Source organism: Chitinimonas arctica (assembly GCF_007431345.1).
Lineage (GTDB): Bacteria > Pseudomonadota > Gammaproteobacteria > Burkholderiales > Chitinimonadaceae > Chitinimonas > Chitinimonas arctica.
The window spans coordinates 1,867,956-1,893,638 of record NZ_CP041730.1; the positions used below are offsets into that span (position 1 = coordinate 1,867,956).

General features: G+C 61.1%; 20 protein-coding genes and 4 tRNA genes. 9 read left to right on the forward strand and 15 right to left on the reverse strand.

What is annotated here, in order from left to right:
- Positions 1–177 precede the first annotated feature (177 nt).
- The 13 genes from rpoC to FNU76_RS08490 form a co-directional block, all read right to left on the reverse strand.
- Positions 178–4,362, reverse strand: a complete 4,185-nt coding sequence (gene rpoC / locus FNU76_RS08430; RefSeq protein ID WP_144277785.1) for a DNA-directed RNA polymerase subunit beta' — start codon at positions 4,360–4,362, stop codon at positions 178–180.
- 115 nt (positions 4,363–4,477) lie between these two features.
- Positions 4,478–8,662, reverse strand: a complete 4,185-nt coding sequence (gene rpoB / locus FNU76_RS08435) for a DNA-directed RNA polymerase subunit beta (protein WP_144277786.1) — start codon at positions 8,660–8,662, stop codon at positions 4,478–4,480.
- A gap of 154 nt (positions 8,663–8,816) precedes the next feature.
- On the reverse strand, positions 8,817–9,185 hold the full coding sequence (gene rplL, locus FNU76_RS08440) for a 50S ribosomal protein L7/L12 (RefSeq protein WP_144277787.1): 369 nt from the start codon (positions 9,183–9,185) through the stop codon (positions 8,817–8,819).
- 56 nt (positions 9,186–9,241) lie between these two features.
- A complete protein-coding gene (gene rplJ, locus FNU76_RS08445; protein ID WP_144277788.1) occupies positions 9,242–9,775 on the reverse strand; it encodes a 50S ribosomal protein L10 in 534 nt (177 codons plus the stop codon).
- Positions 9,776–10,105: 330 nt separating this feature from the next.
- Positions 10,106–10,804, reverse strand: a complete 699-nt coding sequence (gene rplA, locus FNU76_RS08450; protein ID WP_144277789.1) for a 50S ribosomal protein L1 — start codon at positions 10,802–10,804, stop codon at positions 10,106–10,108.
- Positions 10,805–11,236: a 50S ribosomal protein L11 gene (rplK, locus tag FNU76_RS08455; protein WP_144277790.1), complete on the reverse strand. Its 432-nt coding sequence runs from the start codon at positions 11,234–11,236 to the stop codon at positions 10,805–10,807. It abuts the gene before it with no gap.
- A gap of 92 nt (positions 11,237–11,328) precedes the next feature.
- On the reverse strand, positions 11,329–11,856 hold the full coding sequence (nusG, locus tag FNU76_RS08460; protein ID WP_144280613.1) for a transcription termination/antitermination protein NusG: 528 nt from the start codon (positions 11,854–11,856) through the stop codon (positions 11,329–11,331).
- Between the two features lie 31 nt (positions 11,857–11,887).
- Positions 11,888–12,241 carry a preprotein translocase subunit SecE gene (secE, locus tag FNU76_RS08465; RefSeq protein ID WP_144277791.1) on the reverse strand — a complete coding sequence of 118 codons (354 nt, stop codon included), beginning with the start codon at positions 12,239–12,241 and terminating at the stop codon, positions 11,888–11,890.
- A gap of 93 nt (positions 12,242–12,334) precedes the next feature.
- Positions 12,335–12,410: transfer RNA gene (locus tag FNU76_RS08470), tRNA-Trp, on the reverse strand.
- A gap of 46 nt (positions 12,411–12,456) precedes the next feature.
- Positions 12,457–13,647 (reverse strand): elongation factor Tu, encoded by a 1,191-nt coding sequence (tuf, locus tag FNU76_RS08475; protein WP_144277782.1) that lies wholly within the window; start codon positions 13,645–13,647, stop codon positions 12,457–12,459.
- A gap of 39 nt (positions 13,648–13,686) precedes the next feature.
- Positions 13,687–13,761 (reverse strand) — tRNA-Thr (locus FNU76_RS08480).
- 14 nt (positions 13,762–13,775) lie between these two features.
- Positions 13,776–13,849: transfer RNA gene (locus tag FNU76_RS08485), tRNA-Gly, on the reverse strand.
- A 68-nt stretch (positions 13,850–13,917) separates the two neighbouring features.
- Positions 13,918–14,001 (reverse strand) — tRNA-Tyr (locus FNU76_RS08490).
- Positions 14,002–14,111: 110 nt separating this feature from the next.
- Here FNU76_RS08490 and FNU76_RS08495 point away from each other — a divergent pair.
- A complete protein-coding gene (locus tag FNU76_RS08495; protein WP_144277792.1) occupies positions 14,112–15,347 on the forward strand; it encodes a hypothetical protein in 1,236 nt (411 codons plus the stop codon).
- Positions 15,348–15,349: 2 nt separating this feature from the next.
- Positions 15,350–16,072 (forward strand): type II secretion system protein, encoded by a 723-nt coding sequence (locus FNU76_RS08500; RefSeq protein WP_179958401.1) that lies wholly within the window; start codon positions 15,350–15,352, stop codon positions 16,070–16,072.
- On the opposite strand, the gene FNU76_RS08505 is transcribed toward FNU76_RS08500, so the two are convergent.
- Complete coding sequence (locus tag FNU76_RS08505; protein ID WP_144277794.1) at positions 16,064–17,764, reverse strand: histidine kinase; 1,701 nt, start codon at positions 17,762–17,764, stop codon at positions 16,064–16,066. The two genes, FNU76_RS08500 and FNU76_RS08505, sit on opposite strands and share 9 nt — an antisense overlap.
- 168 nt (positions 17,765–17,932) lie before the next feature.
- Here FNU76_RS08505 and FNU76_RS08510 point away from each other — a divergent pair, with 168 nt between their 5' ends.
- Entirely contained in the window at positions 17,933–18,595 is a 663-nt protein-coding gene (locus tag FNU76_RS08510; RefSeq protein ID WP_144277795.1) for a prepilin-type N-terminal cleavage/methylation domain-containing protein, read from the forward strand.
- A gap of 68 nt (positions 18,596–18,663) precedes the next feature.
- On the opposite strand, the gene FNU76_RS08515 is transcribed toward FNU76_RS08510, so the two are convergent.
- The gene (locus FNU76_RS08515; RefSeq protein ID WP_144277796.1) at positions 18,664–20,631 is read right to left on the reverse strand and encodes a monovalent cation:proton antiporter family protein; all 1,968 of its coding nucleotides are present in this window, start codon (positions 20,629–20,631) and stop codon (positions 18,664–18,666) included.
- Between the two features lie 210 nt (positions 20,632–20,841).
- On the opposite strand from FNU76_RS08515, the gene FNU76_RS08520 reads away from it, so the two are divergent.
- From FNU76_RS08520 to FNU76_RS08545, 6 genes are read left to right on the forward strand one after another with little or no spacing between them, the layout of a single operon-like run.
- Positions 20,842–21,819, forward strand: coding sequence for a KpsF/GutQ family sugar-phosphate isomerase (locus FNU76_RS08520; RefSeq protein WP_373279716.1), 978 nt, complete (start codon positions 20,842–20,844; stop codon positions 21,817–21,819).
- Positions 21,791–22,360 (forward strand): 3-deoxy-manno-octulosonate-8-phosphatase KdsC, encoded by a 570-nt coding sequence (kdsC, locus tag FNU76_RS08525; RefSeq protein ID WP_144277798.1) that lies wholly within the window; start codon positions 21,791–21,793, stop codon positions 22,358–22,360. Before FNU76_RS08520 ends, kdsC begins: the two co-directional genes overlap by 29 nt.
- A 2-nt stretch (positions 22,361–22,362) precedes the next feature.
- The gene (gene lptC, locus FNU76_RS08530; protein WP_144277799.1) at positions 22,363–22,938 is read left to right on the forward strand and encodes an LPS export ABC transporter periplasmic protein LptC; all 576 of its coding nucleotides are present in this window, start codon (positions 22,363–22,365) and stop codon (positions 22,936–22,938) included.
- Complete coding sequence (gene lptA / locus FNU76_RS08535) at positions 22,919–23,455, forward strand: lipopolysaccharide transport periplasmic protein LptA (RefSeq protein WP_144277800.1); 537 nt, start codon at positions 22,919–22,921, stop codon at positions 23,453–23,455. Before lptC ends, lptA begins: the two co-directional genes overlap by 20 nt.
- Positions 23,452–24,177 (forward strand): LPS export ABC transporter ATP-binding protein, encoded by a 726-nt coding sequence (gene lptB, locus FNU76_RS08540; RefSeq protein ID WP_144277801.1) that lies wholly within the window; start codon positions 23,452–23,454, stop codon positions 24,175–24,177. The genes lptA and lptB overlap by 4 nt, the downstream gene beginning before the upstream one ends.
- Positions 24,178–24,184: 7 nt before the next feature.
- Positions 24,185–25,645: an RNA polymerase factor sigma-54 gene (locus FNU76_RS08545; protein WP_144277802.1), complete on the forward strand. Its 1,461-nt coding sequence runs from the start codon at positions 24,185–24,187 to the stop codon at positions 25,643–25,645.
- Positions 25,646–25,683 lie beyond the last annotated feature (38 nt).

Below are 25,683 nucleotides of genomic sequence, written 5' to 3' on the forward strand. Positions count from 1 at the left end.
CGCTTTGCGCGTACGGCACAAAGGGCAGCCCCCACAAAAGAGCGCGGATTATAGATAAATCAAACGCTTAATGTCAACAAACCCTCCGACCGCCCATCGCCGCGGGGGCGATGGGCCGACAGAAGGGCTATCGACGTCTCAAAACACCGGCCGCCGAAGCGACCGGCTTGCTACTAATCAGACCTGTTCCTGTGCGGCTTCGGACTCGGCCATCGTCAATTCGCTGGGCCGGGACTCGCCCGAACGCAGACGGCGACGATTGTTGTGGTAGGCCAGACCGGTACCGCCAGGGATCAGGCGACCCACGATCACGTTTTCCTTCAGACCGCGCAACTCGTCCCGCTTGCCCATGATCGCGGCTTCGGTCAGCACGCGCGTGGTTTCCTGGAACGATGCCGCCGAAATGAACGAGTCGGTGGACAAGGATGCCTTGGTAATACCCAGCAGGATGTTGTCGAACTGTGCCGGCTGCTTGTTTTCGGCAACCAGCTTGTCGTTCGCTTCCAGTACTTCGGCGCGCTCGACCTGCTCACCCATGATGAAGTCGGAATCGCCGGCATCGGAGATAACCACGCGACGCAGCATCTGGCGAACGATCACCTCGATGTGCTTGTCGTTGATCTTCACACCCTGCAGACGATACACCTCCTGCACTTCTTCGGTGATATAGCGGGCCAGCGTTTCGATACCTTGCAGGCGCAGGATATCGTGCGGATCGGCCGGGCCGTCGACGATGGTTTCGCCGCGGTTCACTACCTGGCCGTCGTGGACCAGCACATGCTTGTCCTTCGGAATCAGGTATTCGTGCGGTGTACCGTCCAGATCGGTAATGATCAGGCGCTGCTTGCCCTTGGTGTCCTTACCGAACGACGAGGTACCGGTCACTTCGGCCAACATGCCGGCATCCTTCGGCGAACGGGCTTCGAACAGCTCGGCCACGCGCGGCAGACCACCGGTAATGTCGCGGGTCTTGACCGATTCCTGCGGAATACGGGCCAACACTTCACCGACGCCGACCTGCTGGCCATCCTTCACGGTAATGATGGCGCCAACCTGGAAGGTGATGTTCACGGCGGCATCGGAGCCGGCCAGCTTCACTTCCACGCCATGCTCGTCCAGCAGCTTGACCTGCGGGCGAACCGTCTTGAGGGCACCAGCCTTGCGCTTCGGATCGATCACGACCAGGGTGGACAGACCGGTTACTTCGTCGATCTGCTTGGCCACGGTCGAACCTTCTTCGACGTTTTCGAAGCGTACCAGACCGGCATATTCCGTCACGATAGGACGGGTATGCGGATCCCAGGTGGCCAAGACCGTACCGGCCTTGATGTTCTGGGCATCGGTCACCAACAGGGTGGCGCCGTAAGGCACCTTGTGGCGTTCGCGCTCACGGCCGTTGTCGTCGAATACCACGACTTCGCCCGAACGGGTGATAACGATCTGCTCGCCCTTGGTGTTGGTGACGTAGCGCATGGTACCGGCGAAACCGACCTTACCATTCGACTTGGTCTCCACCTGGCTGGCCGAAGCGGCTCGCGAGGCAGCACCACCGATGTGGAAGGTACGCATGGTCAGCTGGGTACCCGGCTCACCGATCGACTGCGCGGCGATCACGCCGACTGCTTCGCCGACATTGACGCGCTGGCCACGGCCCAGGTCGCGGCCGTAGCAAAGTGCACACAGGCCGTAACGGGTTTCACAGGTCAGCGGCGTACGGACCTTGACTTCATCGATGCTCAGCGCTTCGATGTGATCGACGATATCTTCGGTCAGCAGTACACCGGCTTCGTAGACGGTTTCCTGGGTGGCCGGGTCGATCACGTCGGCGGCAGGCACACGGCCCAGGATACGGTCGCGCAAGGCTTCGATCACGTCGCCGCCCTGTACCACGGCCTTCATGACTACGCCGTTCTTGGTGCCGCAATCGTCCTCGATCACCACCAGATCCTGCGTCACGTCAACCAGACGACGCGTCAGGTAACCCGAGTTGGCGGTCTTCAACGCCGTGTCGGCCAGACCCTTACGGGCGCCGTGCGTCGAGATGAAGTACTGCAGAACCGTCAGGCCTTCGCGGAAGTTGGTGGTAATCGGCGTTTCGATAATCGAACCGTCCGGCTTGGCCATCAGGCCCCGCATACCGGCCAACTGGCGAATCTGCGCCACCGAACCCCGGGCGCCGGAGTCGGCCATCATATAGATGGAGTTGAACGACTCCTGGTCGACTTCATTGCCCTCGCGGTCAATGGTCTTTTCCTTACCCAGGTGGGCCATCATGGTCTTGGCAACCTGGTCGCCACAGCGACCCCAGATGTCCACGACCTTGTTGTAGCGTTCGCCCTGGGTCACCAGACCGGAGGTGTACTGCGCTTCGATTTCCTTCACTTCGCGCTCGGCATCGGCCAGCAACGTCGCTTTTTCGGCGGGCACCAGCATGTCGTCCACACAGATGGACAGGCCGGCACGGGTCGAATAGGTGAAACCGGTGTACATCAGGCGGTCGGCCAGGATGACGGTTTCGCGCAGACCCACGCGGCGGAACGACACGTTGATCAGCTTGGAAATTTCCTTCTTCTTCAGTGCCTTGTTCAGCACTTCGAAAGGCAGGCCCTTCGGCAGGATTTCCGACAGGATGGCGCGGCCGACGGTGGTCTCGCGACGCACCAGCTTGGCATGCCATTCGCCATTCTCGTCCTTGCTCCAATCCTTCAGGCGTACCGAGATCTTGGCGCTCAATTCGGCTTGACGGGTTTCGTAAGCACGGATCAGCTCTTCCAGATCGGCGAAGCGCAGGCCCTCGCCCACCGCATTGATACGTTCGCGGGTCATGTAGTACAGACCCAGCACGATATCCTGCGACGGCACGATGATAGGCTCGCCGTGCGCCGGCGAAAGCACGTTGTTGGAGGCCAGCATCAGCGTGCGGGCTTCCATCTGCGCTTCCAGCGACAGCGGCACGTGGACGGCCATCTGGTCACCGTCGAAGTCGGCGTTGAAGGCGGTACAGACCAACGGGTGCAGCTGGATGGCCTTGCCTTCGATCAGCACCGGCTCGAAAGCCTGGATACCGAGTCTGTGCAGGGTCGGTGCGCGGTTCAGCAGGACCGGATGTTCGCGGATCACGTCTTCCAGGATGTCCCAGACTTCCGGCACTTCCTGTTCGACCAGCTTCTTGGCCGCCTTGATGGTGGTAGCCAGGCCCAGCACTTCCAGCTTGTGGAAGATAAAGGGCTTGAACAGTTCCAGCGCCATCTTCTTGGGCAGGCCGCACTGATGCAGCTTGAGGGTCGGGCCCACCACGATGACCGAACGGCCCGAGTAGTCGACGCGCTTACCCAGCAAGTTCTGACGGAAACGACCGCCCTTACCCTTGATCATGTCGGCCAGCGACTTCAGCGGACGCTTGTTGGCGCCGGTCATGGCCTTGCCGCGACGACCGTTGTCCAGCAGCGAATCGACGGCTTCCTGCAGCATGCGCTTTTCGTTGCGCACGATGATTTCAGGCGCCTTCAGCTCCAGCAGCCGCTTCAGACGGTTGTTACGGTTGATTACGCGGCGATACAGATCATTCAGGTCGGACGTGGCGAAACGGCCGCCGTCGAGCGGTACCAGCGGACGCAATTCCGGCGGCAGCACCGGCAGCACTTCCATGATCATCCATTCCGGACGGATGCCGGACTTCTGGAACGCTTCCAACACCTTCAGGCGCTTGGCGATCTTCTTGATCTTCGCTTCCGAGCCGGTGTTCTGCAGATCGTGGCGCAGCTTTTCCATTTCGCTATGGGTATCGAGCGTGCGCAGCAGTTCGCGCACCGCTTCGGCACCCATCAGCGCGACGAATTCGTCGCCGTATTCTTCCACCTTGGCCAGGTAGTCGTCTTCGCTCAGCAATTGACCGCGGTTGAGCGGCGTCATGCCCGGCTCGATCACGATAAAGCCTTCGAAGTACAGTACCCGTTCGATATCGCGCAGGGTGATGTCCAACACCATGCCCAGACGCGACGGCAGCGACTTCAGGAACCAGATATGCGCGACCGGCGAAGCCAGTTCGATATGGCCCATGCGCTCGCGGCGCACCTTGCTCAAGGTGACTTCAACGCCGCACTTTTCGCAGATCACGCCACGGTGCTTGAGGCGCTTGTACTTACCGCACAGACACTCGTAGTCCTTTACCGGTCCGAAGATGCGGGCGCAGAACAGGCCATCGCGCTCCGGCTTGAAGGTGCGGTAATTGATGGTTTCAGGCTTCTTGACTTCACCGTACGACCAGGAACGGATCTTGTCGGGCGACGCCAGTCCGATACGTATCGCATCGAATTCTTCTTCCTGCGTCACCTGCTTGAACAAGTCGAGCAAAGCTTTCATGTTTCTATCCTCGTTTCACGAGTGAGGCCCTGCCAAGCGTAGCGCCAATCGCGCCACGCCTTGTTTGGCGCGAACGGGGTGCGGCCTCACCGCCTCACCCCGCGCGCCGTCTGGCTTAGAAGCGTTCCAGGTCGATATCGATACCCAGCGAACGGATTTCCTTCACCAGCACATTGAAGGATTCCGGCATGCCGGCGTCGATCTTGTGGTCGCCCTTGACGATGTTTTCGTAGACCTTGGTCCGACCGTTCACATCGTCCGACTTCACCGTCAGCATTTCCTGCAGCGTATACGCGGCGCCGTAAGCTTCCAGCGCCCACACTTCCATTTCCCCGAAGCGCTGGCCACCGAACTGCGCCTTACCACCCAGCGGCTGCTGGGTAACCAGGGAGTAAGGACCGGTCGAACGTGCGTGCATCTTGTCGTCGACCAGGTGATGCAGCTTCAGCACGTGCATGTAACCCACGGTCACGCGCCGCTCGAAAGCTTCGCCGGTGCGGCCGTCATACAGGCGCAACTGGGTACGGGAGTCATTGAAGCCGAGCCGCTTGGTGTGCTCGGAATCGGCCGGGTAGGCCAGTTCCAGCATCGCCATCAGATCTTCTTCCTTGGCGCCGTCGAACACCGGCGTGGCGAACGGCACGCCATCGCGCAGATTGTCGGCCAGGGCCAGGATCTCGTCGTCGCTCAGCTCATCTAGCGCTTCCGGCTTGCCACGTGTGTTGTAGACCTCTTCGAGGAATTTGCGCATTTCCGCGGCACGCGTGGCGGTCTTGGCGCCTTCTTCGTTCAGCATGCGATCGATGCGATGGCCCAGACCCTTGGCAGCCCAACCCAGGTGGACTTCCAGAATCTGACCCACGTTCATCCGCGAAGGCACGCCCAGCGGGTTCAGCACGATATCGACCGGCGTACCGTCCGCCATGTGCGGCAGATCCTCGATCGGCAGAATCTTGGAAACCACACCCTTGTTACCGTGACGGCCGGCCATCTTGTCGCCTGGCTGCAGGCGACGCTTCACCGCAACGTAGACCTTGACCATCTTCTGCACGCCCGGCGGCAATTCATCGCCCTGGGTCAGCTTGCGCTTCTTGTCTTCGAAACGCAGGTCGAACTCGGCGCGTTTCTGCGCCAGGTTTTCCTTCATCAGTTCCAGCTGCTTGGCGACATCTTCGTCGGCCAGGCGGATATCGAACCAATCGTGACGGGTCAGATCGGCCAGGTACTCGCGGGTCAGCTCGGTGCCCTTGGCGATACGCTTCGGACCGCCGTTGACCTTCTTGCCGATCAGCAGACGCTCCAGACGCTCGAAAGCGTCGTTGTCCACGATACGCAACTGGTCGTTCAGGTCCAGGCGGAAACGCTTGAGTTCATCGTCGATGATGGACTGGGCGCGCTTGTCGCGGTCGATACCTTCGCGGGTGAACACCTGCACGTCGATGACGGTACCGCTCATGCCCGACGGCACGCGCAGCGAGGTGTCCTTCACGTCGGAAGCCTTCTCGCCGAAGATGGCGCGCAGCAGCTTCTCTTCCGGCGTCAGCTGGGTTTCGCCCTTGGGCGTGACCTTACCGACCAGTACGTCGCCGGCTTCGACTTCCGCGCCGATATAAACGATACCGGCATCGTCCAGACGGCCCAGCATACGCTCGGACAGATTGGAGATGTCGCGGGTGATTTCTTCAGGTCCCAGCTTGGTATCACGGGCAACCACGCTCAATTCCTCGATATGGATCGAGGTGTAGCGATCATCCGCCACCACGCGCTCCGAGATCAGGATCGAGTCTTCGTAGTTGAAACCGTTCCATGGCATGAACGCCACCAGCAGGTTCTGGCCCAAAGCCAATTCACCCAGGTCGGTGGAGGCGCCGTCGGCGATCACGTCGTTGCCGACGATCACATCGCCCACGCGGACGATGGGACGCTGGTTGATATTGGTGTTCTGGTTCGAACGGGTGTACTTGGTCAGGTTGTAGATGTCCACACCGACTTCGCCGGCGCTGGTTTCATCGTCGTTGACGCGGATCACCACGCGGTTGGCATCGACGTAATCGACGCGGCCGCCACGCAGGGCCTTGACCGCGGTACCCGAGTCCATGGCACACGTACGTTCGATACCGGTACCGACCAAAGGCTTCTGTGCACGCACGCAAGGCACGGCCTGGCGTTGCATGTTGGCGCCCATCAAGGCTCGGTTGGCGTCATCGTGCTCCAGGAACGGAATCAGGCAAGCCGCAACCGATACGATCTGGTTAGGCGCCACGTCCATGAACTGCACGCGCTCCGGCCGGGCCACGATGGTTTCGCCACGTTCGCGGCAGGTAACCAATTCGTCCATCAGCTGGTTGCTGTCGCTCAGCTTGGCGTTGGCCTGGGCAATAACGTACTTGCCTTCCTCGATCGCCGACAGGTATTCGATCTCGTCGGTCACCTGCTGGTCGACCACCTTGCGATAAGGCGTTTCCAGGAAGCCGTACTCATTGGTACGGGCGTAGATGGCCAGCGAGTTGATCAGGCCGATGTTCGGGCCTTCCGGCGTTTCGATCGGACAGACGCGACCATAGTGGGTCGGGTGCACGTCACGGACTTCGAAGCCGGCACGTTCACGGGTCAGACCGCCTGGTCCCAGTGCCGATACACGGCGCTTGTGTGTGATTTCCGACAGCGGATTGGTTTGGTCCATGAACTGCGACAGCTGCGAGGAACCAAAGAATTCCTTGATCGCGGCGCTGACCGGCTTGGCATTGATCAGGTCGTGCGGCATCAGGTTCTCGCTCTCGGCTTGCGAGAGACGTTCCTTGACGGCGCGCTCAACCCGCACCAGGCCAGCGCGGAATTGGTTCTCGGCCAATTCGCCGACCGAACGGATGCGACGATTACCCAGGTGATCGATATCGTCGATTTCGCCGCGGCCATTGCGCAGCTCAAGCAGGATACCAATGACCGACACGATATCGTCGGCATTGAGCACGCCGGCGCCGGTGGTGCCCTGCGGACCCACGCGCTCGGCAAAGCGGCGCTGCCAACCCGGGGTCTTTTCGTCCATGCGGTCAGGGTAGGCCCGACGGTTGAACTTCATACGGCCCACGGCCGACAGATCGTAGCGATCTTCCGAGAAGAACAGCCCGTTGAACAGTGCTTCGACCGAGTCTTCGGTCGGCGGCTCGCCAGGACGCATCATGCGATAGATGGCAACGCGCGCGGCCTGACGGTCGGCGGTTTCATCCAGGCGCAAGGTGTTGGAGATATAGGCGCCTTGATCCAGGTCGTTGACGAACAGCAGCTTCAGCGAAGTCACCTTCGCCAGTTCGAACTTGATCAGCGACTCTTCGGTGATCTCGTCATTGGCACGGGCCACGATCTCGCCGGTATCCGGGTTGACCACGTTGGCGCCCAGCACGCGACCGACCAGCGAGTCGGTCGGCACTTCCAGTTCCTTGACGCCGGCGGCTTGCAGATCACGGATATGCTTGGCGGTGATGCGCTTTTCCTTCTGCACCAGTACCGCACCGTTGCTGCCCAGGATGTCGAACTTGGCGACTTCGCCCTTCAGGCGTTCCGGCACCAACTCGATATAGACGCCGTCCTTGGACAGGCGAACCGTATCGAACTCATAGCATTCGGCCAACATCTGTTCGTTGGTGTAACCGAGCGCGCGCATCATGATCGTTACCGGCATCTTGCGACGGCGGTCGATACGGAAATACAGCAGGTCCTTGGCGTCGAACTCGAAGTCCAGCCAGGAGCCGCGGTAAGGAATGATACGGGCGGAGAACAGCAGCTTGCCGGAGGAGTGGGTCTTGCCCTTGTCGTGCTCGAAGAACACGCCTGGCGAACGGTGCAGCTGCGACACGATGACACGCTCGGTGCCATTGATCACGAACGAACCGTTGCTGGTCATGAGCGGAATTTCGCCCATGTAGACTTCTTGTTCCTTGGCTTCCTTCACCACGGGCTTGGACGATTCGCGATCGAAAATCGTCAGGCGTACGCGCGCGCGCAAAGGTGCGGCGAAGGTGATGCCGCGTTGCTGGCACTCCACAACATCGAACGGAGGCTCGCCCAGCTGATAGCTGACAAAGTCCAGCTTGGCGTAGCCGTTATGGCTGGAGATCGGAAAAATCGAGGAGAATGCAGCTTGCAGCCCGCTAGTGGTACGCTGCTCCACAGACACACCCAGTTGGAGAAACTCCGTGTAGGAGTCGATTTGGGTGGCGAGTAGATAAGGAACGTCCAAAACGTTCGCCCGCTTCGCAAAACTTTTACGAATGCGTTTCTTCTCAGTGAACGAGTAACTCATAGAGTCTCCGGTCGAGTTGGGGCGCTAAAACCAAACCACAAGGCCCGATGTAAGCAGGCTTTCCGGTTTGGCAACGCGGTTGACAATGATTTATCACAAGCACAAACAGGCTGGCGACCTGAGTCGCCAGCCTGCCGTTTCTCCCTAGGGAGACTTACTTGATCTCAGCGGTAGCACCAGCTTCGACAAGCTTCTTGACCATTGCGTCAGCATCAGCCTTGGAAACGCCTTCCTTGACCGACTTAGGAGCGCCGTCAACCAGATCCTTGGCTTCCTTCAGGCCCAGGCCCGTCAGTTCGCGCACAACCTTGATCACGCCAACCTTTTGCGCGCCGGCGCCGGTCAGGATCACGTCGAATTCGGTCTTTTCTTCAACAGCGGCAGCAGCGGTGGCAGGGCCAGCAACAGCAACAGCGGCAGCGGAAACGCCGAACTTCTCTTCGAATGCCTTCACCAGGTCATTCAGTTCCAGAACGGTCAAGCCAGCAACGGCTTCGAGGATGTCTTCTTTGGTCAGAGCCATGTTCAATTACTCCTGAATACAGATAAGTCGTTAATTCGTGAAAAGTGTAGCGGCAATTAAGCTGCGTCGGCTTCGGCAACTGCCTCGGCCGGGGCGGACGCGCCACCTTGCTTCTTTTCCGCCAGCGCGGCGAGGCCACGGGCGAAGCCGGCAAGCGGGGCTTGCATAACGTAGAGCAGCTTGGACAGCAGTTCTTCGCGGCTTGGAATAGAAGCGAGCTGGATTACTTCCGCAGCGTTCATTGTCTTGCCGTCGTACGAACCAGCCTTGACCACGATCTTGTCGTTGGTCTTGGCAAAGTCCGCGAGCACCTTGGCGGCGGAAACTGGATCGGCAGAAATGCCGTATACCAGCGGACCGACCATATGCTTGGACAGATCGGCAAATGGGGTGCCCTCAACAGCGCGGCTGGCCAGCGTGTTCTTCAACACGCGCAGGTACACGCCCTTGCTGCGAGCATCGGCACGCAACTTGGTCATGGCACTGACTTGGATGCCACGATATTCGGCCACCACAATGGCTTGAGCCTTCGCCACTTCGGCGGAGATTTCAGCCACTACAGCCTTTTTATCGTCGAGATTGAGACTCAAGGTCTACCCTCCTGGAAAATCCACCAGTTGCCTGGCAGAACCTAAAGAAATGGCAACCAATCATCAGGAGAACTAGCCGACTCCACTACGGAACCAGGGAATTCCTGCTCTTGGGTACACCATCTGCGTAGGGTGGGTCGACGCGAGCAATTGCTTGCTCCGTATCGATTGCCGATTAAGGCCATGGCACAAGTACCCCGGCCCCCTACGGTCTTTGATAACCCGCCCGCCACTTGCGCGGCTTGCGGCCCAAAGTCCGTTTTGATCGCGGCATCAGCCGCGACCCATTTCAATCATCCGACCGCGGCAAGCCGCGATCCAATGCAATACTTAAGCGGCCAACACCGTAGCGGCATCGATACGCACGCCAGGGCCCATCGTGCTCGAAAGCGCGATCTTCTTGAAGTACACACCCTTGGACGAAGCTGGCTTGGCTTTTTGCAAAGCGTCGATCAGCGCGGTCAGGTTGGTCTTCAGATCGGCGGCGTCAAAGCTGGCGCGGCCAAGCGTGGTGTGGATGATGCCGTTCTTGTCGGTACGGTACTGAACCTGACCGGCCTTGGCGTTGCGAACCGCTTCGCCAGGGTTGGCGCTGACGGTGCCGACCTTCGGGTTAGGCATCAGGCCGCGCGGGCCGAGGATGGTACCCAGCTGACCGACGATACGCATGGCGTCCGGCGTGGCGATCACCACGTCGAAGTCCATCATGCCGCCCTTGATCTGTTCGGCCAGATCTTCGAAGCCGACGATATCGGCGCCGGCGGCCTTGGCGGCTTCGGCGTTGGCACCTTGTGCGAACACGGCAACGCGAACGGTCTTGCCGGTACCCTTAGGCAACACGACGGAACCGCGAACGACCTGGTCCGACTTACGTGCATCAACACCCAGGTTGATGGCAACGTCGATCGACTCGCCGAACTTGGCGGTCGCGCCGTCCTTGACCAGCACCAGGGCTTCGTCGATGGAGTAGAACTTGTTGCGGTCGATCTTAGCCTTCAGAGCTGCGACGCGCTTGGAAACCTTAGCCATTTACACACCCTCCACATTCAGGCCCATCGAGCGCGCGGAACCGGCGATAGTGCGCACGGCGGCGTCCATATCGGCAGCCGTCAGATCGGGCGATTTGGTCTTGGCAATTTCTTCAAGTTGAGCACGGGTGATCGTGCCTACCTTGTCGCTATGCGGCTTAGGGCTACCCTTTTGAATACCAACAGCCTTTTTGATCAGGATGGTGGCCGGAGGGGTCTTCATCACGAAGGTGAAGGACTTGTCCGCAAAAGCGGTAATCACCACCGGAATCGGCAGACCTGGCTCTACGCCTTGGGTCTGGGCGTTGAACGCCTTACAGAATTCCATGATGTTCAGGCCGCGTTGACCCAGTGCAGGGCCGATGGGTGGCGAAGGATTTGCCTTGCCAGCCGGCACTTGCAGCTTGATATAGCCAATAATTTTCTTAGCCATGGTGTGCTCCTAAGATTGGGTAGTTGACGCGGATAACTCCGCTCCCCAGTTGCTGAGCCCGGCTTGCGCCGGGCACTTGTCGGTACGAAAAGTTAAATCTTCTCGACCTGAGAAAAATCCACTTCGACAGGTGTCGCCCGGCCGAAGATCAACACGGACACCTTGAGCTTGCTCTTGTCGTAGTTGACATCTTCGACGGTCGCGTTGAAGTCCATGAAAGGACCTTCCGTGACGCGGAGAACCTGTCCAACGTCGAACAGCACCTTCGGCTTGGGCTTTTCGACGCCTTCCTGCATCTGCTGCATGATGGACTCGACTTCCTTCACCGAAATCGGTGTAGGACGCATGCCGGTCCCGCCGATGAAGCCGGTGACCTTGGAGGTGTTCTTCACCAAGTGCCAGGTTTCATCGGTCATTTCCATCTCGACCAAGACATAACCGGGAAAGAATTTCCGCTCGGTCAGCGCCTTGGTGCCATTGCGAATTTCCATGACCTCTTCGACCGGAACCAGGATCTGGCCGAACAAGTGCTGCATTTCGGAGCGCTCGATGCGCTCCTTGAGCGCCTTCATGACGCTCTTTTCAAATCCCGAGTACGCGTGTACCACATACCAACGCATCGCTGCCATCTAGCAATCTCCGGACGACAAATCAGACGCGCTTCAACAGCACGTCATAGAACAACCAGGCCAGGCCGGAATCGACGGCCCACATGAATATCGCCAGCGTAAAGGCAAACAGAAACACTACGCCGGTTACCTGCCAGGTCTCTTTCCGAGTCGGCCAGACAACCTTCTCGGCCTCTTTGATGGAATCGCGGGCGTAATCAACGAATTCACGTCCCGGCGCCGAGAACCAGATGACCGTCGCGGCCAGCAATACACCCGCTACCACGGCGACCACGCGCAACGCCTGCTGATCCAGCGGCAGCAGGTAGAAGCCGGCGACACCCGCCGCTACCAGCAGGAACGCCCCAACCAGCTTCAATTTGTCCACATTTTCCATGCGTCGGCTCATTGCCCAAAAAATAAAGACAGCCGCTTTCCGGCTGGAAAACGGCTTTCTTAGTTATTTAAATACCCACCACTTCGGAAGAAGTGGCAGGCGAGGAGGGTCTCGAACCCCCAACCCCCGGTTTTGGAGACCGGTGCTCTGCCAATTGAGCTACTCGCCTGCAAGTCCACCGACCCGGCCACTGCCGAATCGGCGGCTAAAACACTTTACTCGATGATCTTGGCTACAACGCCGGCGCCAACGGTACGGCCGCCTTCGCGGATCGCGAAGCGCAGGCCTTGTTCCATGGCGATCGGAGCGATCAGCGCAACAACCACTTCCACATTGTCACCTGGCATCACCATTTCGGTGCCGGCCGGCAGTTCCATCGCACCGGTCACGTCGGTGGTGCGGAAGTAGAACTGTGGACGGTAGCCGTTGAAGAATGGCGTGTGACGGCCACCTTCGTCCTTGGACAGCACATACACGCTGCCTTCGAACTTGGTGTGCGGCTTGATCGAGCCCGGCTTCGCCAGAACTTGACCGCGCTGCACATCTTCACGCTTGGTGCCGCGCAGCAGCGCGCCGATGTTGTCGCCGGCCTGACCTTGGTCCAGCAGCTTGCGGAACATTTCAACGCCGGTACAAGTCGTCTTTACCGTCGGTACGATACCGATGATTTCGATTTCTTCGCCAACCTTCACAATGCCGCGCTCGACGCGACCGGTCACCACGGTGCCACGACCCGAGATCGAGAACACGTCTTCCACCGGCATCAGGAAAGCACCGTCAATGGCACGTTCCGGAGTAGGAATGTAGGTGTCCAGCGCTTCGGCCAGACGGAGAATGGCGGGTTCGCCGATTTCCGACTGGTCGCCTTCCAGTGCCTTCAGGGCCGAACCCTTGATGATAGGCAGGTCGTCACCGGGGAAATCGTACTTGCTCAGCAGCTCGCGCACTTCCATTTCAACCAGCTCGAGCAGCTCGGCATCGTCGACCATGTCGGCCTTGTTCATGAACACGATGATGTAAGGCACGCCAACCTGGCGGGCCAACAGGATGTGTTCACGGGTCTGCGGCATGGGACCGTCAGCCGACGACACCACCAGGATCGCGCCGTCCATCTGCGCGGCGCCGGTGATCATGTTCTTCACATAGTCAGCGTGGCCTGGGCAATCGACGTGGGCGTAGTGGCGGTTTTCGGTTTCGTATTCAACGTGAGCGGTGTTGATCGTGATACCGCGGGCCTTTTCTTCAGGCGCGCTGTCGATCTGGTCGTAGCCCTTGGCTTCGCCGCCGAACTTCTTCGACAGAATCGTGGTGATTGCAGCGGTCAGCGTAGTCTTGCCATGGTCGACGTGACCAATCGTACCGACGTTTACGTGCGGCTTGGTCCGCTCGAATTTCTCTTTTGCCATTTTGGAGTCCTTGATTGCGGATAGAAACGTATCAAGCGATGGTGCCCATGGGCAGATTCGAACTGCCGACCTCTCCCTTACCAAGGGAGTGCTCTACCCCTGAGCTACATGGGCATTCACAAAACAGATGGAGCGGGTGAAGGGAATCGAACCCTCGTCGTAAGCTTGGAAGGCTTCTGCTCTACCATTGAGCTACACCCGCACGACAAGACTTCAAACCTACTTGCCACGCGGAGCACTTCAAACCGCGACGCTACCTACTTCTTGTTCTGGTGGAGGGGGAAGGATTCGAACCTTCGAAGGCGAACCGTCAGATTTACAGTCTGATCCCTTTGACCGCTCGGGAACCCCTCCTGAATGAGGGGCGCATTATGCGTAACGACCCGCCACATGTAAAGCCCCTTTTGCATTTTTCTTGCAGATATTTTTGGAATCCGGGTACAGGTATTGCTTAAACCATTGGTATGAAACGGATAATTAAATGTTCGGTTCCGCCCAGGCAATGCGGTGGCGCGCTGCTGGTCATCGTTTTCCTGCTCCTCGCCATGGCCTTCGGCATGCTGCTTGCCACCCTGCCAAAAGCAAAAAATCATGACAATTTCGCCACAAGCCAGCTGAATGAGGCGAAATGGGGCCTGCTCAACCTGGCTTTCGGCCGCCAGGATGACCCGGACCGGCACGCGCCGCCCGGCTTGCTACCGTTTCCGGACAGGCGCAAGGACGGCAATTACGACGGCTTCAGCGACTGCCCCGCCAGCGGCACTGCCTTGACCCACCGGAACCGCCTCGGCCTTTTACCGCGCTTTGGCGAGGACGACGGCCTGGTCGATAAGCCGGGCAACCCACATGGCGATCGCGGTCGCGGCATGGACATCTGCCTGCGCCACGAGGCCAGGGGCGCCGATATCGCCCCTCTCGATCCGTCGAACGCCCCTATCTGGTATGCCGTCTCGGCCAATGTCGTATTCGATACCCTGAACTGGGACTATCCGACCCTGACGATCAGCAGTGTGTTGTCGGACACGCCCGCCTACCCCTGGCTGACCATATGCGGCCCCGGCGGCGCGGTAATCAGCACCAAGGCAGTGATGGTCTTGCTGGCCCCGGCCGCGCCGGTGGGCCGGCAAGACCGCTCCGCCGCGACGCCGGGCGCCGCCGCCTTCCTGGACGCCACCCGCCTGGGCGGCAACGGCATCTGCGGAGGCATTCAATCCAATAGCGACGCGCCCAATAGCACTTCGGCGGCATGGACCTTCGTACAAGCACCGGCCGCAACCGACTTCAACGACCGCCTTGTCTATATCGAAACGGCCCGGTACAGCGATCTGCTGGCCGCCCGCGTCGGCGACGCGACCCGCCGCTGGTTGGACGCCTTCCATACCGCCTTCGGCCAGTTTCCCGACGCCGCCGACGGCAGCGCTAGCGATTCCGCCTGCCTGGCCGGCCTGCACGCCGGTCGCATCCCCCTGACGGAAGGCAACTGCACGGCGTTGGCCGGCCGCCCTTTGCCGGCAGCGCCGGCCTGGATGGGAACGCATGGCGACAATTCGGGCTGGTATCGCCAGATCGGCTACCGCAAGTACGACAACGATCACGCCAGCATCCACTTCGAGGGCTGCGAGATCGTCCATGAACTGAGCTGGGAAGGCGCCTCGTCCCACCTCGCCAAGACGCACGCAGCGCACTGCCGGACAGGATGACCATGCCTGGGCGCATTCGACGGAACGGTTTTACCCTGGTCGAGATGGCCGTCGCACTATTGGTTCTAGGCCTGATCATGGGCGCCGTGCTCGCCATCCTGCCCGGACAGCTGCAACAGCAACGCGCCAGGGACACCGCGCATACGCTGGAAGCCGCCAACGAAGCGATCATCGGCTATGCGCTTGGCACCCCGCCAGCCGGACGCCCCTACCTGCCCTGCCCCGATAGCGATGGCGATGGATTGGAAGACCGCGCACCGGGGGGCGGCTGTCTGCGCACCAGCGGATTCCTGCCCTGGGCAACGCTGGGCCTGGGCCGGCAGGATGCCTGGGGGCATCACCTTCACTACCGGGTGCTGGCCGGCTACGCCGACCCGGCAAGCGGCATCGGCCTCGCCTTGCCGGCCTCGACGCATCTAAAGGTCTGCACCACCCCGGATTGCCGTGGCGCCGGGCCGGAATATCTCCATGCCATCCATGTGCCGGCGCTTATCGTATCGGGCGGAGAAAACGGTTATGGCACCACCGACGCCAACGGTGTTGCCCATGCGGCGCCGCCGCCGGCCAATGTGCATGAGCGGGCCAACCTCGATGGCGATACCGATTACGTCTGGCACGAGCCCCGCTCCGCCGGCAATCCGGGCGGGGAATTCGACGACATGGTGAACTGGATCTCGCCCGGCTTGCTGCGAAACCGCTTGCTCGCCGCCGGCCGGCTACCTTGAGCTGTCGCCCTGGCGATTTTCCAGGACAAAGCGCACCGCTCCCGTCGCGTTCTCTTCCAGTACCAGGCGATAGCCGCGCTCCAGCGCCAGGCGGCTGGCATGCAGGATACCGATTCCCATGCCATGCGCCGATGGCAGCGGCGCCCGGCCCAAGCGCGGGACCAAGGCAGCTGCGATGGCACTGCCGTCGTCCGCCACCTCGAATCGTATCCCCTTGTCGGATAGGCGGCAGGCGGCCCGAATTTGTAATCCATCCTCCTGCAGGCGTTTTTGCATGGCGTTTTGCAGCAGATTGTCGGCCACGCAATCGAACAGTACGGCATCCACTTCCGCGCCCCCGGCCGGCCCCGCCGCGAAAGCGATATGGCATGCGGCATAGCGATCCGCCAGACGCCGCCACCATTCTTCCACCGGCATCGCCTGCACCGATTGCAGGGCGCCGCCGCGGGTCAGCTTGGCCAGCGCCTGCTCCAGCCGCCGGGCCAACTCGGGTAGCTGGCTGGCATACAGCCCCATCAAACGATCCGTTTCACGCGTGCTGGCGGCAGCTGCGACCAGGCCAGCCAAGCCTTGCAGGATATTCTTGATGTCATGGGTCAAACGGGCGCCCGATTCATGCACGGCGGCCAGATAGGCCTGCTCGGCCTGGCGGGACGCTTGCACCTTGGCCAGATAGAGATGCGCCAACAGGCGCGCCGCCAATTCCAGCTGGACCCGCTGCGCGGCGGTGGTGGCGCGGCGGGTAAAGAAGGCGATACGCAGATCCCCCACCCGTATACCCGACTCATGGTCATTGCGCTTTCCCAGCGATTGCCGTTCGCCGCCGCAAAGCCATTCGATACCGACCACGCCAGGCAGGTCCAGCAGGTCTTCCACCGCCCCCCGTAAAAACCGGCCCGGCTCGGACTCCGCCACATAGCGGGCATCCAGGCCGGCCGACCAGCGCTCGAAATGGCTGCCGTCCTCCAGCAGATGGGTAATGGCCAGCGAGCCGATGCCGCCCAGGCCCAAATGGGGGTTCCATAGCCAGATCATCGCCGCCAGCGTGGCGCCGCTGGCGACCAGGGTGACCGCGATCGCATGTAGATAAGGGATGAGTGCAATCCTGGACAAAGCGACCGCACCCACGCCGACCAGCAGGGTCAGCAGCAGGAAGACCAGGCCATACAGCACACTGCGCGAGGACCGCTTATCTTCTCCGTTTTTCCCCAGGGGCAGCAAAGCAGCCAACAAGGAGCCGACAATCACGACGGGCAGCAGTTTCTCGCGCGCCATGCCATCGATGCCGGCCGCTTGCGGCACCACCAGCAGCCAGACGATCAGCTGCAGCAAGATGGCCAGGATCAGATGAAACCACCTGGTCGCCAAATCCGCCGCACCGGCCGCCCTCCCGCCGAGTACGCCCGCCACCAGTGTCGCCCACAGCAGCAGCAACGGCTCTCCCGCCAGCCAGAACAACAGCGCCGCCGCCACCAGCAACTGCACGACGGTGAAGAAGCCAATCGCCCTACCCTGGGGGTAGACCGGCTGCCAGATTTGCAGGACGGCCAACTCCGCCAATAGATACATACCCATGGCGGGGGTGTCGGCCAGCGTCCAGGCCGACCAGAAGATCAGCCACACCAGCAGCAGGGGCAGCCCGCGCGCGCGCAGTTGCGAGTTCAGTAGCCGATCGGCCAGACGGGTCATCACGTTCGCGCTCGCTCCTGTCGGGATGGCGACACCAGGCGTCCGATACTCGACACTTCCCGCCTGTCTTATGACATTCAACTGGCATTTGCCGGATTTATGCCGTTGGCGCAATGCTTGCTATAACTGGTTTGCAGATTCAATTTTTCAGCAGGAACCGGGAGATATCCAATGCGTACACGTAATAGCAGGCAAAAAGGCTTCACCCTGATCGAAATCGCCATCGTTCTGGTCATTATCGGCCTGTTGCTGGGCGGGGTATTGAAAGGCCAGGAACTGATTACCGGCGCCAAGGTCAAGGCGCTGGCCTCCGACCTCAAGAATATGATGGTCTATATCAATGCCTACCAAGACCGGTTCCGCTCCATCCCGGGCGACGACCTCACCGCCGCCACCCACCTGACGGGCGCCACCAACGCCACCACCCCTGGCGCGGCAGCCAACCGGGGCAATGGCTTGATCACCGGCAACTGGGATCCGACCGTCGCGGCCCAGACCGACGAGTCCTACCTGTTCTGGCAGCATGTGCGCCTGGCCAACCTGGCGACGGGTAACTCCACCGTCGGTGCGGCGGACTACCCGCCGGTCAACGCCCTCGGCGGACGCATGGGCATTACCAGCACCACGCCGGTAACCGGCCAGACCGGCACCTTCTTCGCCTGTGCCAACAATATCACCGGCGATATGGCGAACCGGGTCGATATCCTGGTCGATGGCGCAGCCCAGGGTGCGCAAGGTTCGCTGCGGGTAAGAGCCAATACGGCGGCAGCGGCGGCGGCAGCGGTCGCGGCGCCGGTTGCCACGACCTTGTACACCATCTGCCTCTCGACTTAGAACAGGCAAGGACCAGCGGCCCTGTCGGCGATTCCAGCCGGCAGGGCCGGTTTTTTATGGGTCCGGATTCAGCCTTGCAATAGGCGCCGCTCGGCCTGCGCCAGCAATTCCGGCGCACCCAGCAGCACCAGCACATCGCCGGCCAGCATGACCTCGGCCGCAGCGGGCTCGTCGATCCGTCCGCCGGCGCGGCGCACGGTCTTCACCGCCACGCCGATTTCGGCCAAGCCCAGTTCCGCCAAGGATTTGCCGATCGCATCGGCATCGGCATCGAGCAGGATCGAATGCAGGCGGGGCTGTGCCTGCTCTTCGATATTGTCGTCGGTCACCCCGCGGAAGAAGCCGTGGAACAAGCTGTAGCGCTCTTCCCGCGCATCGCGGATATGCCGCAGCACCCGATTGATCGGCACGCCCAGCAACACCATCGCGTGCGAAGCCAGCATCAGGCTGCCTTCCATTATCTCGGCCACCACTTCGTCGGCACCGGCCGTCCGCAAGCTTTCGATATCGCTGTCGTCCCAGGTGCGCACCACCACCGGCAGCTCCGGCCGCTCCTTGCGAACGATTTCCAGAATCCGTAGCGCCGACGGCGTGTGATGGTAGGTGATGATCAAGGCGCGGGCCCGCGTCAGCCCGGCCGACATCAGCACCTCGCGACGGGTCGCGTCGCCGAAGGAGACGTTTTCACCCGCTGCCGCCGCTTCCCGTACTCGTTCCGGATCGAGATCCAGTGCATAGATGCCGATTTCTTCCTGCTGCAGCACCCGCGCCAGTGCCTGGCCGCTACGGCCATAGCCGCACAGGATCACGTGGTCGGAGGTAGCCATGGTCTTGGCTGCCAACTGGGTCAGGCGCATGGCCTGCAACATCCAGTCCGAACCGATAAAGCGCCGCACGATGGGCTCGGTCTGCTGGATCAGGAAGGGCGCGGCCAGCATGGAAAGCAGGATCGCAGCCAAGGCGATCTGCTCCACATTGGCCGGCAATATTCCCGAGGCGGCCGCCAGCGCCAACAGCACGAATCCGAACTCCCCCCCTTGCCCCAACGCCAAACCGGTACGTACGGCGGTACCCGGGCTGCGGCCGAATGCGCGCGTCAAGCCGCCGATCAAGGCTGCCTTGCCGAAGGTGAGAAATACGAAAACGCCCAATACCACGAACAGGTCCCGCCAGACCGCCAGCAGATTCAAGCGCATGCCCACGGTTATAAAAAACAGGCCCAGCAACAGATCGCGGAACGGCCGGATATCTTCCTCCACCTGGTGACGGTATTCCGTCTCCGCGATCAGCATGCCTGCGAGAAAGGCGCCCAGCGCCAGGCTCAGGCCGGCCTGCGCGGTCGCATAGGCAATGCCCAGCGTCACCAGCAGCACGTTCAGCACGAACAATTCGGTGGAACGCCCCTTGGCGACCAGATTGAACAAGGGCCGCAGCAGCTTGGGACCGAAATACAGCAGGATCACCAGCGTCAGGGCGATCTTCAGCATGGCCGTCCCCAGCACCATCCAAGGGTCGCCGCCCGCCTTGCCCACGGCCGGAATCATGATCAGCAGCGGCACGACGGCCAGGTCCTGGAACAGCAGGATGCCGATGGCGTGCTGGCCATGGGTCGAGTTCACCTCCACTCTTTCCGCCAGCATCTTGCTGACGATCGCCGTCGACGACATGGCCAGCGCCCCGCCCAGCGCCAAGCCGGCCGGCCAGGGCAGGCCCGACAGCAACGCCACCGCGATCACCAGCACCATGGTGGAAACGACCTGGGCGCCCCCCAGCCCGAACACCACCGTGCGCATGGCTTTCAGCTTGGGCAAGCTGAACTCCAAGCCGAGGCTGAACATCAGGAAGACCACCCCGTACTCGGCCAACTCGGCCGCCTCGGCCGAAGAGCCGATCAAGGCCAAGGCATGCGGGCCGATGGCGATGCCCACCAGCAGGTAACCCAGCATGGCCGGCAGCTGTACCCGGCGGCAGAGGGTGACCACCGCGACGGCGGCGGCGAGCAGAAGCAAGACGGTTTCGAGTACGTGGTGATGCATAGAGAGGATGGTCTTCTTGCAAGAGAGGGTAGATTGTAAAGAAGATAGCTTGGCAAATGGTCCAGCGGGGCGAAACCCCCGTTATTCCTATCGCCCCTCGCAAGGAGGAGGCCGTGGTTGTAAGCCCCTTCAAGGGGCAACAACCACGCACCCAACGCTCGTTTGGTGACTTGTGGTGCCGTTCACTTATACTTCCTCGTTATGAATCCGATTCGCACCCCATCCAACGATGCGCTGCTGGGCCTGGCGCGTGAAGTGCTTGCCATCGAAGCCAGCGCCATCGAAGCGCTGGCCGCCCATCTCGACCAGTCATTTATCGCCGCCCACGACTTGATGCTGAACTGCACCGGTCGGGTGGTCGTCACCGGCATGGGCAAGTCCGGCCATATCGGCCGCAAGCTGGCGGCCACCCTGGCATCGACCGGTACGCCGGCTTTCTTTATGCACCCCGCCGAAGCCGCCCATGGCGACCTCGGCATGATTACCGCCGATGACATCGTACTGGCGCTCTCGTACTCCGGCGCGGTGGAAGAACTGGTTTCCCTCCTGCCCGCCCTCAAGCGCCGCGGCGCCCGCGTGGTGGCGATCACCGGCAATGCCGATTCCGCCCTGGGCCGCGCCGCCGATGTCCACCTGGACGGCAGGGTTGCAAAAGAAGCCTGCCCGCTCAATCTAGCACCTACGGCCAGCACCACCGCGGCGCTGGCGCTGGGCGATGCCCTGGCGGTCTGTCTATTGGAATCGCGCGGTTTCAGCCGGGACGATTTCGCCTTGTCCCATCCCGGCGGCAGCCTGGGCCGCAAGCTGCTGGTCCATGTCCGCGATGTGATGCACCAGGGCGATGCCTTGCCGGTGGTCGAAAATACCGTGAATGTGCGCGATGCCCTGTTTGAAATCACCCGCAAGGGCCTGGGGCTGACCGCGGTAGTGAATGAAGGCGGCGAATTGCTGGGCGTTTTCACCGATGGCGACCTGCGCCGGGCCATGGACAAGGATATCGACCTCAAGACGGCCAATATCGAAACCGTCATGACCCGCCTGCCCAGGACCATTGCCGCGGACCGCCTGGCCGTTGAAGCGGTGCAGATGATGGAAAGTGCCAAGGTGTATGTACTCCTGGTACTGGACGAGGGCAAATTGGCCGGCGCGATACGCATGCATGATCTTCTTCAGGCCGGCGTGGTCTGACCCTTTACATAGCAAGGAATTCCCCGTGTTGGAACGTGCGCAAACTGTTCGCCTGATGATTTTCGACGTCGATGGCGTCATGACCGACGGCAGCCTCTATTACACCGATGCCGGCGAAGAGCTGAAGGCCTTCAATTCGCTGGACGGCCACGGGCTGAAAATGCTCCAGAATTCCGGCGTGCAGCTGGCCATCATTACCGGCCGCACTTCGCGCCTGGTGGAGCACCGTGCCCGCAACCTGGGCATAAACAGGCTGGTGCAGGGCGCGCACGACAAGCTGGCCTCGTTTGAAACCCTGCTGGCCGAAACCGGCTTTACCCCGGCCGAATGCGGCTATATGGGCGACGATGTGATCGACCTCCCGGTGATGCGCCGGGTCGGATTCGCCGTTGCCGTTCCGGACTCGCCCGATATTGTCCGCCAGAATGCCCATTACGTGACCGGCGCCCGAGGCGGCAACGGCGCCGTGCGCGAAGCCTGCGATTTGATCATGCAGGCGCAAGGCACGCTGGATGCCCAGCTGGCGGTCTATCTACGGTGAGCATGCTGCCCGACCGCGCCGCGCGCGCCTTTCCGCTACTGCTGCTGGGCCTGTTGGCAGGCCTGGCCCTGCTGCTCGACCGCGCCACCAACCTGCCTTATTTCACGCCCAATCCGGTCAGCCGCGACCCCGACCTGAGCATCAGCCAATTCGAAGCGATCGGCTTCGGCCAGGATGGCAAGCCGCTCTACACGCTGGCGGCGGACAAGATGCAGCACTATCCACGCGACGACCGCTCGGAATTTACCCGGCCGCGCCTGGTACGTACCCTGCCGGGCGAGCCGCAGCTGAATGTGGTGGCCGCCAGAGCGCGTATGCTGGAGCGGGGGAATCGCATCGACTTCGACCAGGATGTGCAAATGACCCGGGTCGCCACGCCCGCTCTCCCCGCCATGACCTTGCGCACCAGCAATCTGCGGCTGGATACCGAACGGGGCCTGGCGAATTCCGATGCACCCGCGGACCTTTCCACCGGCGGCGACCGCATCAACGCCACCGGCTTCGATTACGACCACACGACCGCGCAGCTGATGCTGCGATCCAAAGTGAGGATTAATTATGCTTCGCCGAAACCTTAGTACGCTGTGCCTCGGCGCCTTTCTGTTGCTTGCCCCGCAAGCCCGGGCCGAGTTGGCCGATAGCGAAAAGCCCATGCTGGTCGAAGCCGGCCGCGGCGGATTGGCCGACAAGGCCGGCCGCGCCGTGCTGGAAGGCGGCGTCAAGATGACCCAGGGCACCCTGTCGGTGGACGCCGACCAAGCCGTTATCCAGAAGCAGGCGGACGGCGAGCAGACCGTGCACGCCGAAGGCCGTCCGGTGAAATTCCGGCAACGGATGGAAGGCCAGCAGGGCTGGCTGGATGCCCGGGCCGCCAAGCTCGATTACGATAGCGGCAGCGGCAATGTGAAACTGGTAGGCAACGCCTGGCTCAAGCACGGCGAAGACGAGATCAGCGGCAGCGTCATCACCTACAACACCCACACCGAGATATATAGCGCCGAAGGCGGTCCCGCCACGGCGAACGGCGAAACGGGACGGATAAAAATGATCATCCAGCCGAAGAAAAAGCCGGCAGAGAGTCCCGCCAAGCCATGACCGCACGTCTCTCCGCACAGCATCTGCAAAAGCGCTACAAGTCCCGCACCGTTGTCCGCGATGTTTCCCTGCACGTCGACGCCGGCGAAGTGGTCGGCCTGCTGGGCCCCAACGGCGCCGGCAAGACCACCAGCTTCTATATGATCGTGGGCCTGGTCGCCCTCAATGACGGCAAGATCTTTCTCGATGACGCCGAGATCACCCATAAGCCCATCCATGAACGCGCGCATCTGGGCCTGGGCTACCTGCCGCAAGAGGCGTCCATCTTCCGCCGCATGACGGTGGCCGAAAACGTGCGCGCCATCCTCGAACTGCACGAGAAAAGCGGCGATGCCATCGAGCACCGGCTGGACGAATTATTGCGCGAGCTCAATATCGCCCATCTTCGCGACAGCACCGCCCTATCGCTATCCGGCGGCGAGCGCCGCCGCTGCGAGATCGCCCGCGCCTTGGCCGCCAATCCGCGCTTTATCCTGCTGGACGAGCCTTTTGCCGGGGTGGACCCGATCGCGGTGATGGATATCCAGAAGATCATCCGCTTCTTGAAGGAGCGGAAGATCGGCGTCCTGATCACCGACCACAATGTCCGCGAAACGCTGGGCATCTGCGACCGTGCCTATATCATCAACGAAGGTAGCGTGCTTGCGTCGGGCACCGCAGAGGAGATTGTCTATAACGACAATGTCCGCCGTGTGTATCTAGGCGAGCATTTCCGGCTGTAAGCCCCGCATGAAACAGTCCCTCCAACTCAAATTCTCGCAGTCGCTCACGCTCACGCCGCAGTTGCAACAGTCGATCAAACTGCTGCAATTGTCCACGCTCGACCTGAACCAGGAAATCGAGCGCTTCCTGCTGGAAAACCCCATGCTGGAGCGCGAGGACGAGAACGAGCCGGAAATCCACGTGGTCCGGGAAGACGGCACGCCGGTGGAGGTCGAGGCACCCACGCCCACCCTGGATGAAGCACCCGCGCAGGAATCGGGCGAGTCCGATTTCGATATGGACGACTCGCTGGGCGACAATTACTGGAGCGAGGCTGGTGGGGGCCAAACCCGCGACGACGACGACGAGTTCGACCCGCAAGCCAATGTCGCCCGTATCTCCACCCTGCGCGAACACTTGCTGGCGCAGCTGGGCCTGCTGCCCATCAGTCCGCGCGATCTGGCGCTGGCCAGCATGGTGATCGATGCACTGGACGACAATGGTTACTTGGGGCTAAGCCTGGAGGAAATCTACGAACTGATCCCCCAGGAAGTGCGCGACGGGCTGGAAATCGAGCGGGAAGAACTGCAGATCGGCCTGCAGCTGGTACGCCAGTTGGAACCTTGCGGCATCGGGGCGGTCGATCTCAAAGGCTGCCTGCTTTTGCAATTGCAGCAGCAGATGGGCGATGAACCGGCTAGCGGATTGGCCCGGGCAATCGTCGCCGAGCACCTCGATTTATTGGCCAACAAGGACTACAGTAAGCTTAAGAAAACGCTCAAATGCGATGACGATGCGCTGAAAGCGGCCCAAATACTGATCCAGCGGCTCAATCCACGCCCTGGCGCCATGTTTGGCGAGACCGAAACGCGTTATGTGGTAGCGGACGTTATCGTGAAGAAGCTTCGGCAGGGCTGGTCGGTTCAGCTCAACGAAGCGGCAATGCCCAAGCTTAAAGTTAACCAGCTTTACGCCAACATCCTGCGGCAGCACCGCGACAGCGGCGCCGGCCTGTCAGGTCAGCTGCAGGAAGCCAAATGGCTTATCAAGAACGTCCAGCAACGCTTCGATACCATCCTCCGGGTTGCGCAGGCCATAGTCGAGAAGCAACAACGATTCTTCGAGCACGGCGACGTGGCCATGCGGCCGCTGGTACTGCGCGATATCGCCGAGGAGTTGGATCTGCACGAATCGACCATCTCACGCGTGACCACCCAGAAGTACATGCTCACACCCAGTGGCATCTTCGAATTCAAGTACTTCTTCGGCAGCCATGTCGATACCGACTCGGGTGGCGAATGCTCGGCCATCGCGATCAAGGCGTTAATCAAGCAGCTCATCCAAGGCGAAGATACGAAAAAACCGCTTAGCGACAGCTATCTCGCCGACGTGCTGGGCAAGCAAGGCATCACCGTCGCGCGCCGTACCGTCGCCAAGTACCGAGAAGCATTACAAATCCCTCCCGTGAACCAACGAAAGTCCCTGTAGCCACCAGATCATCGGTGGCGGCCTTAACACAAGGAGAG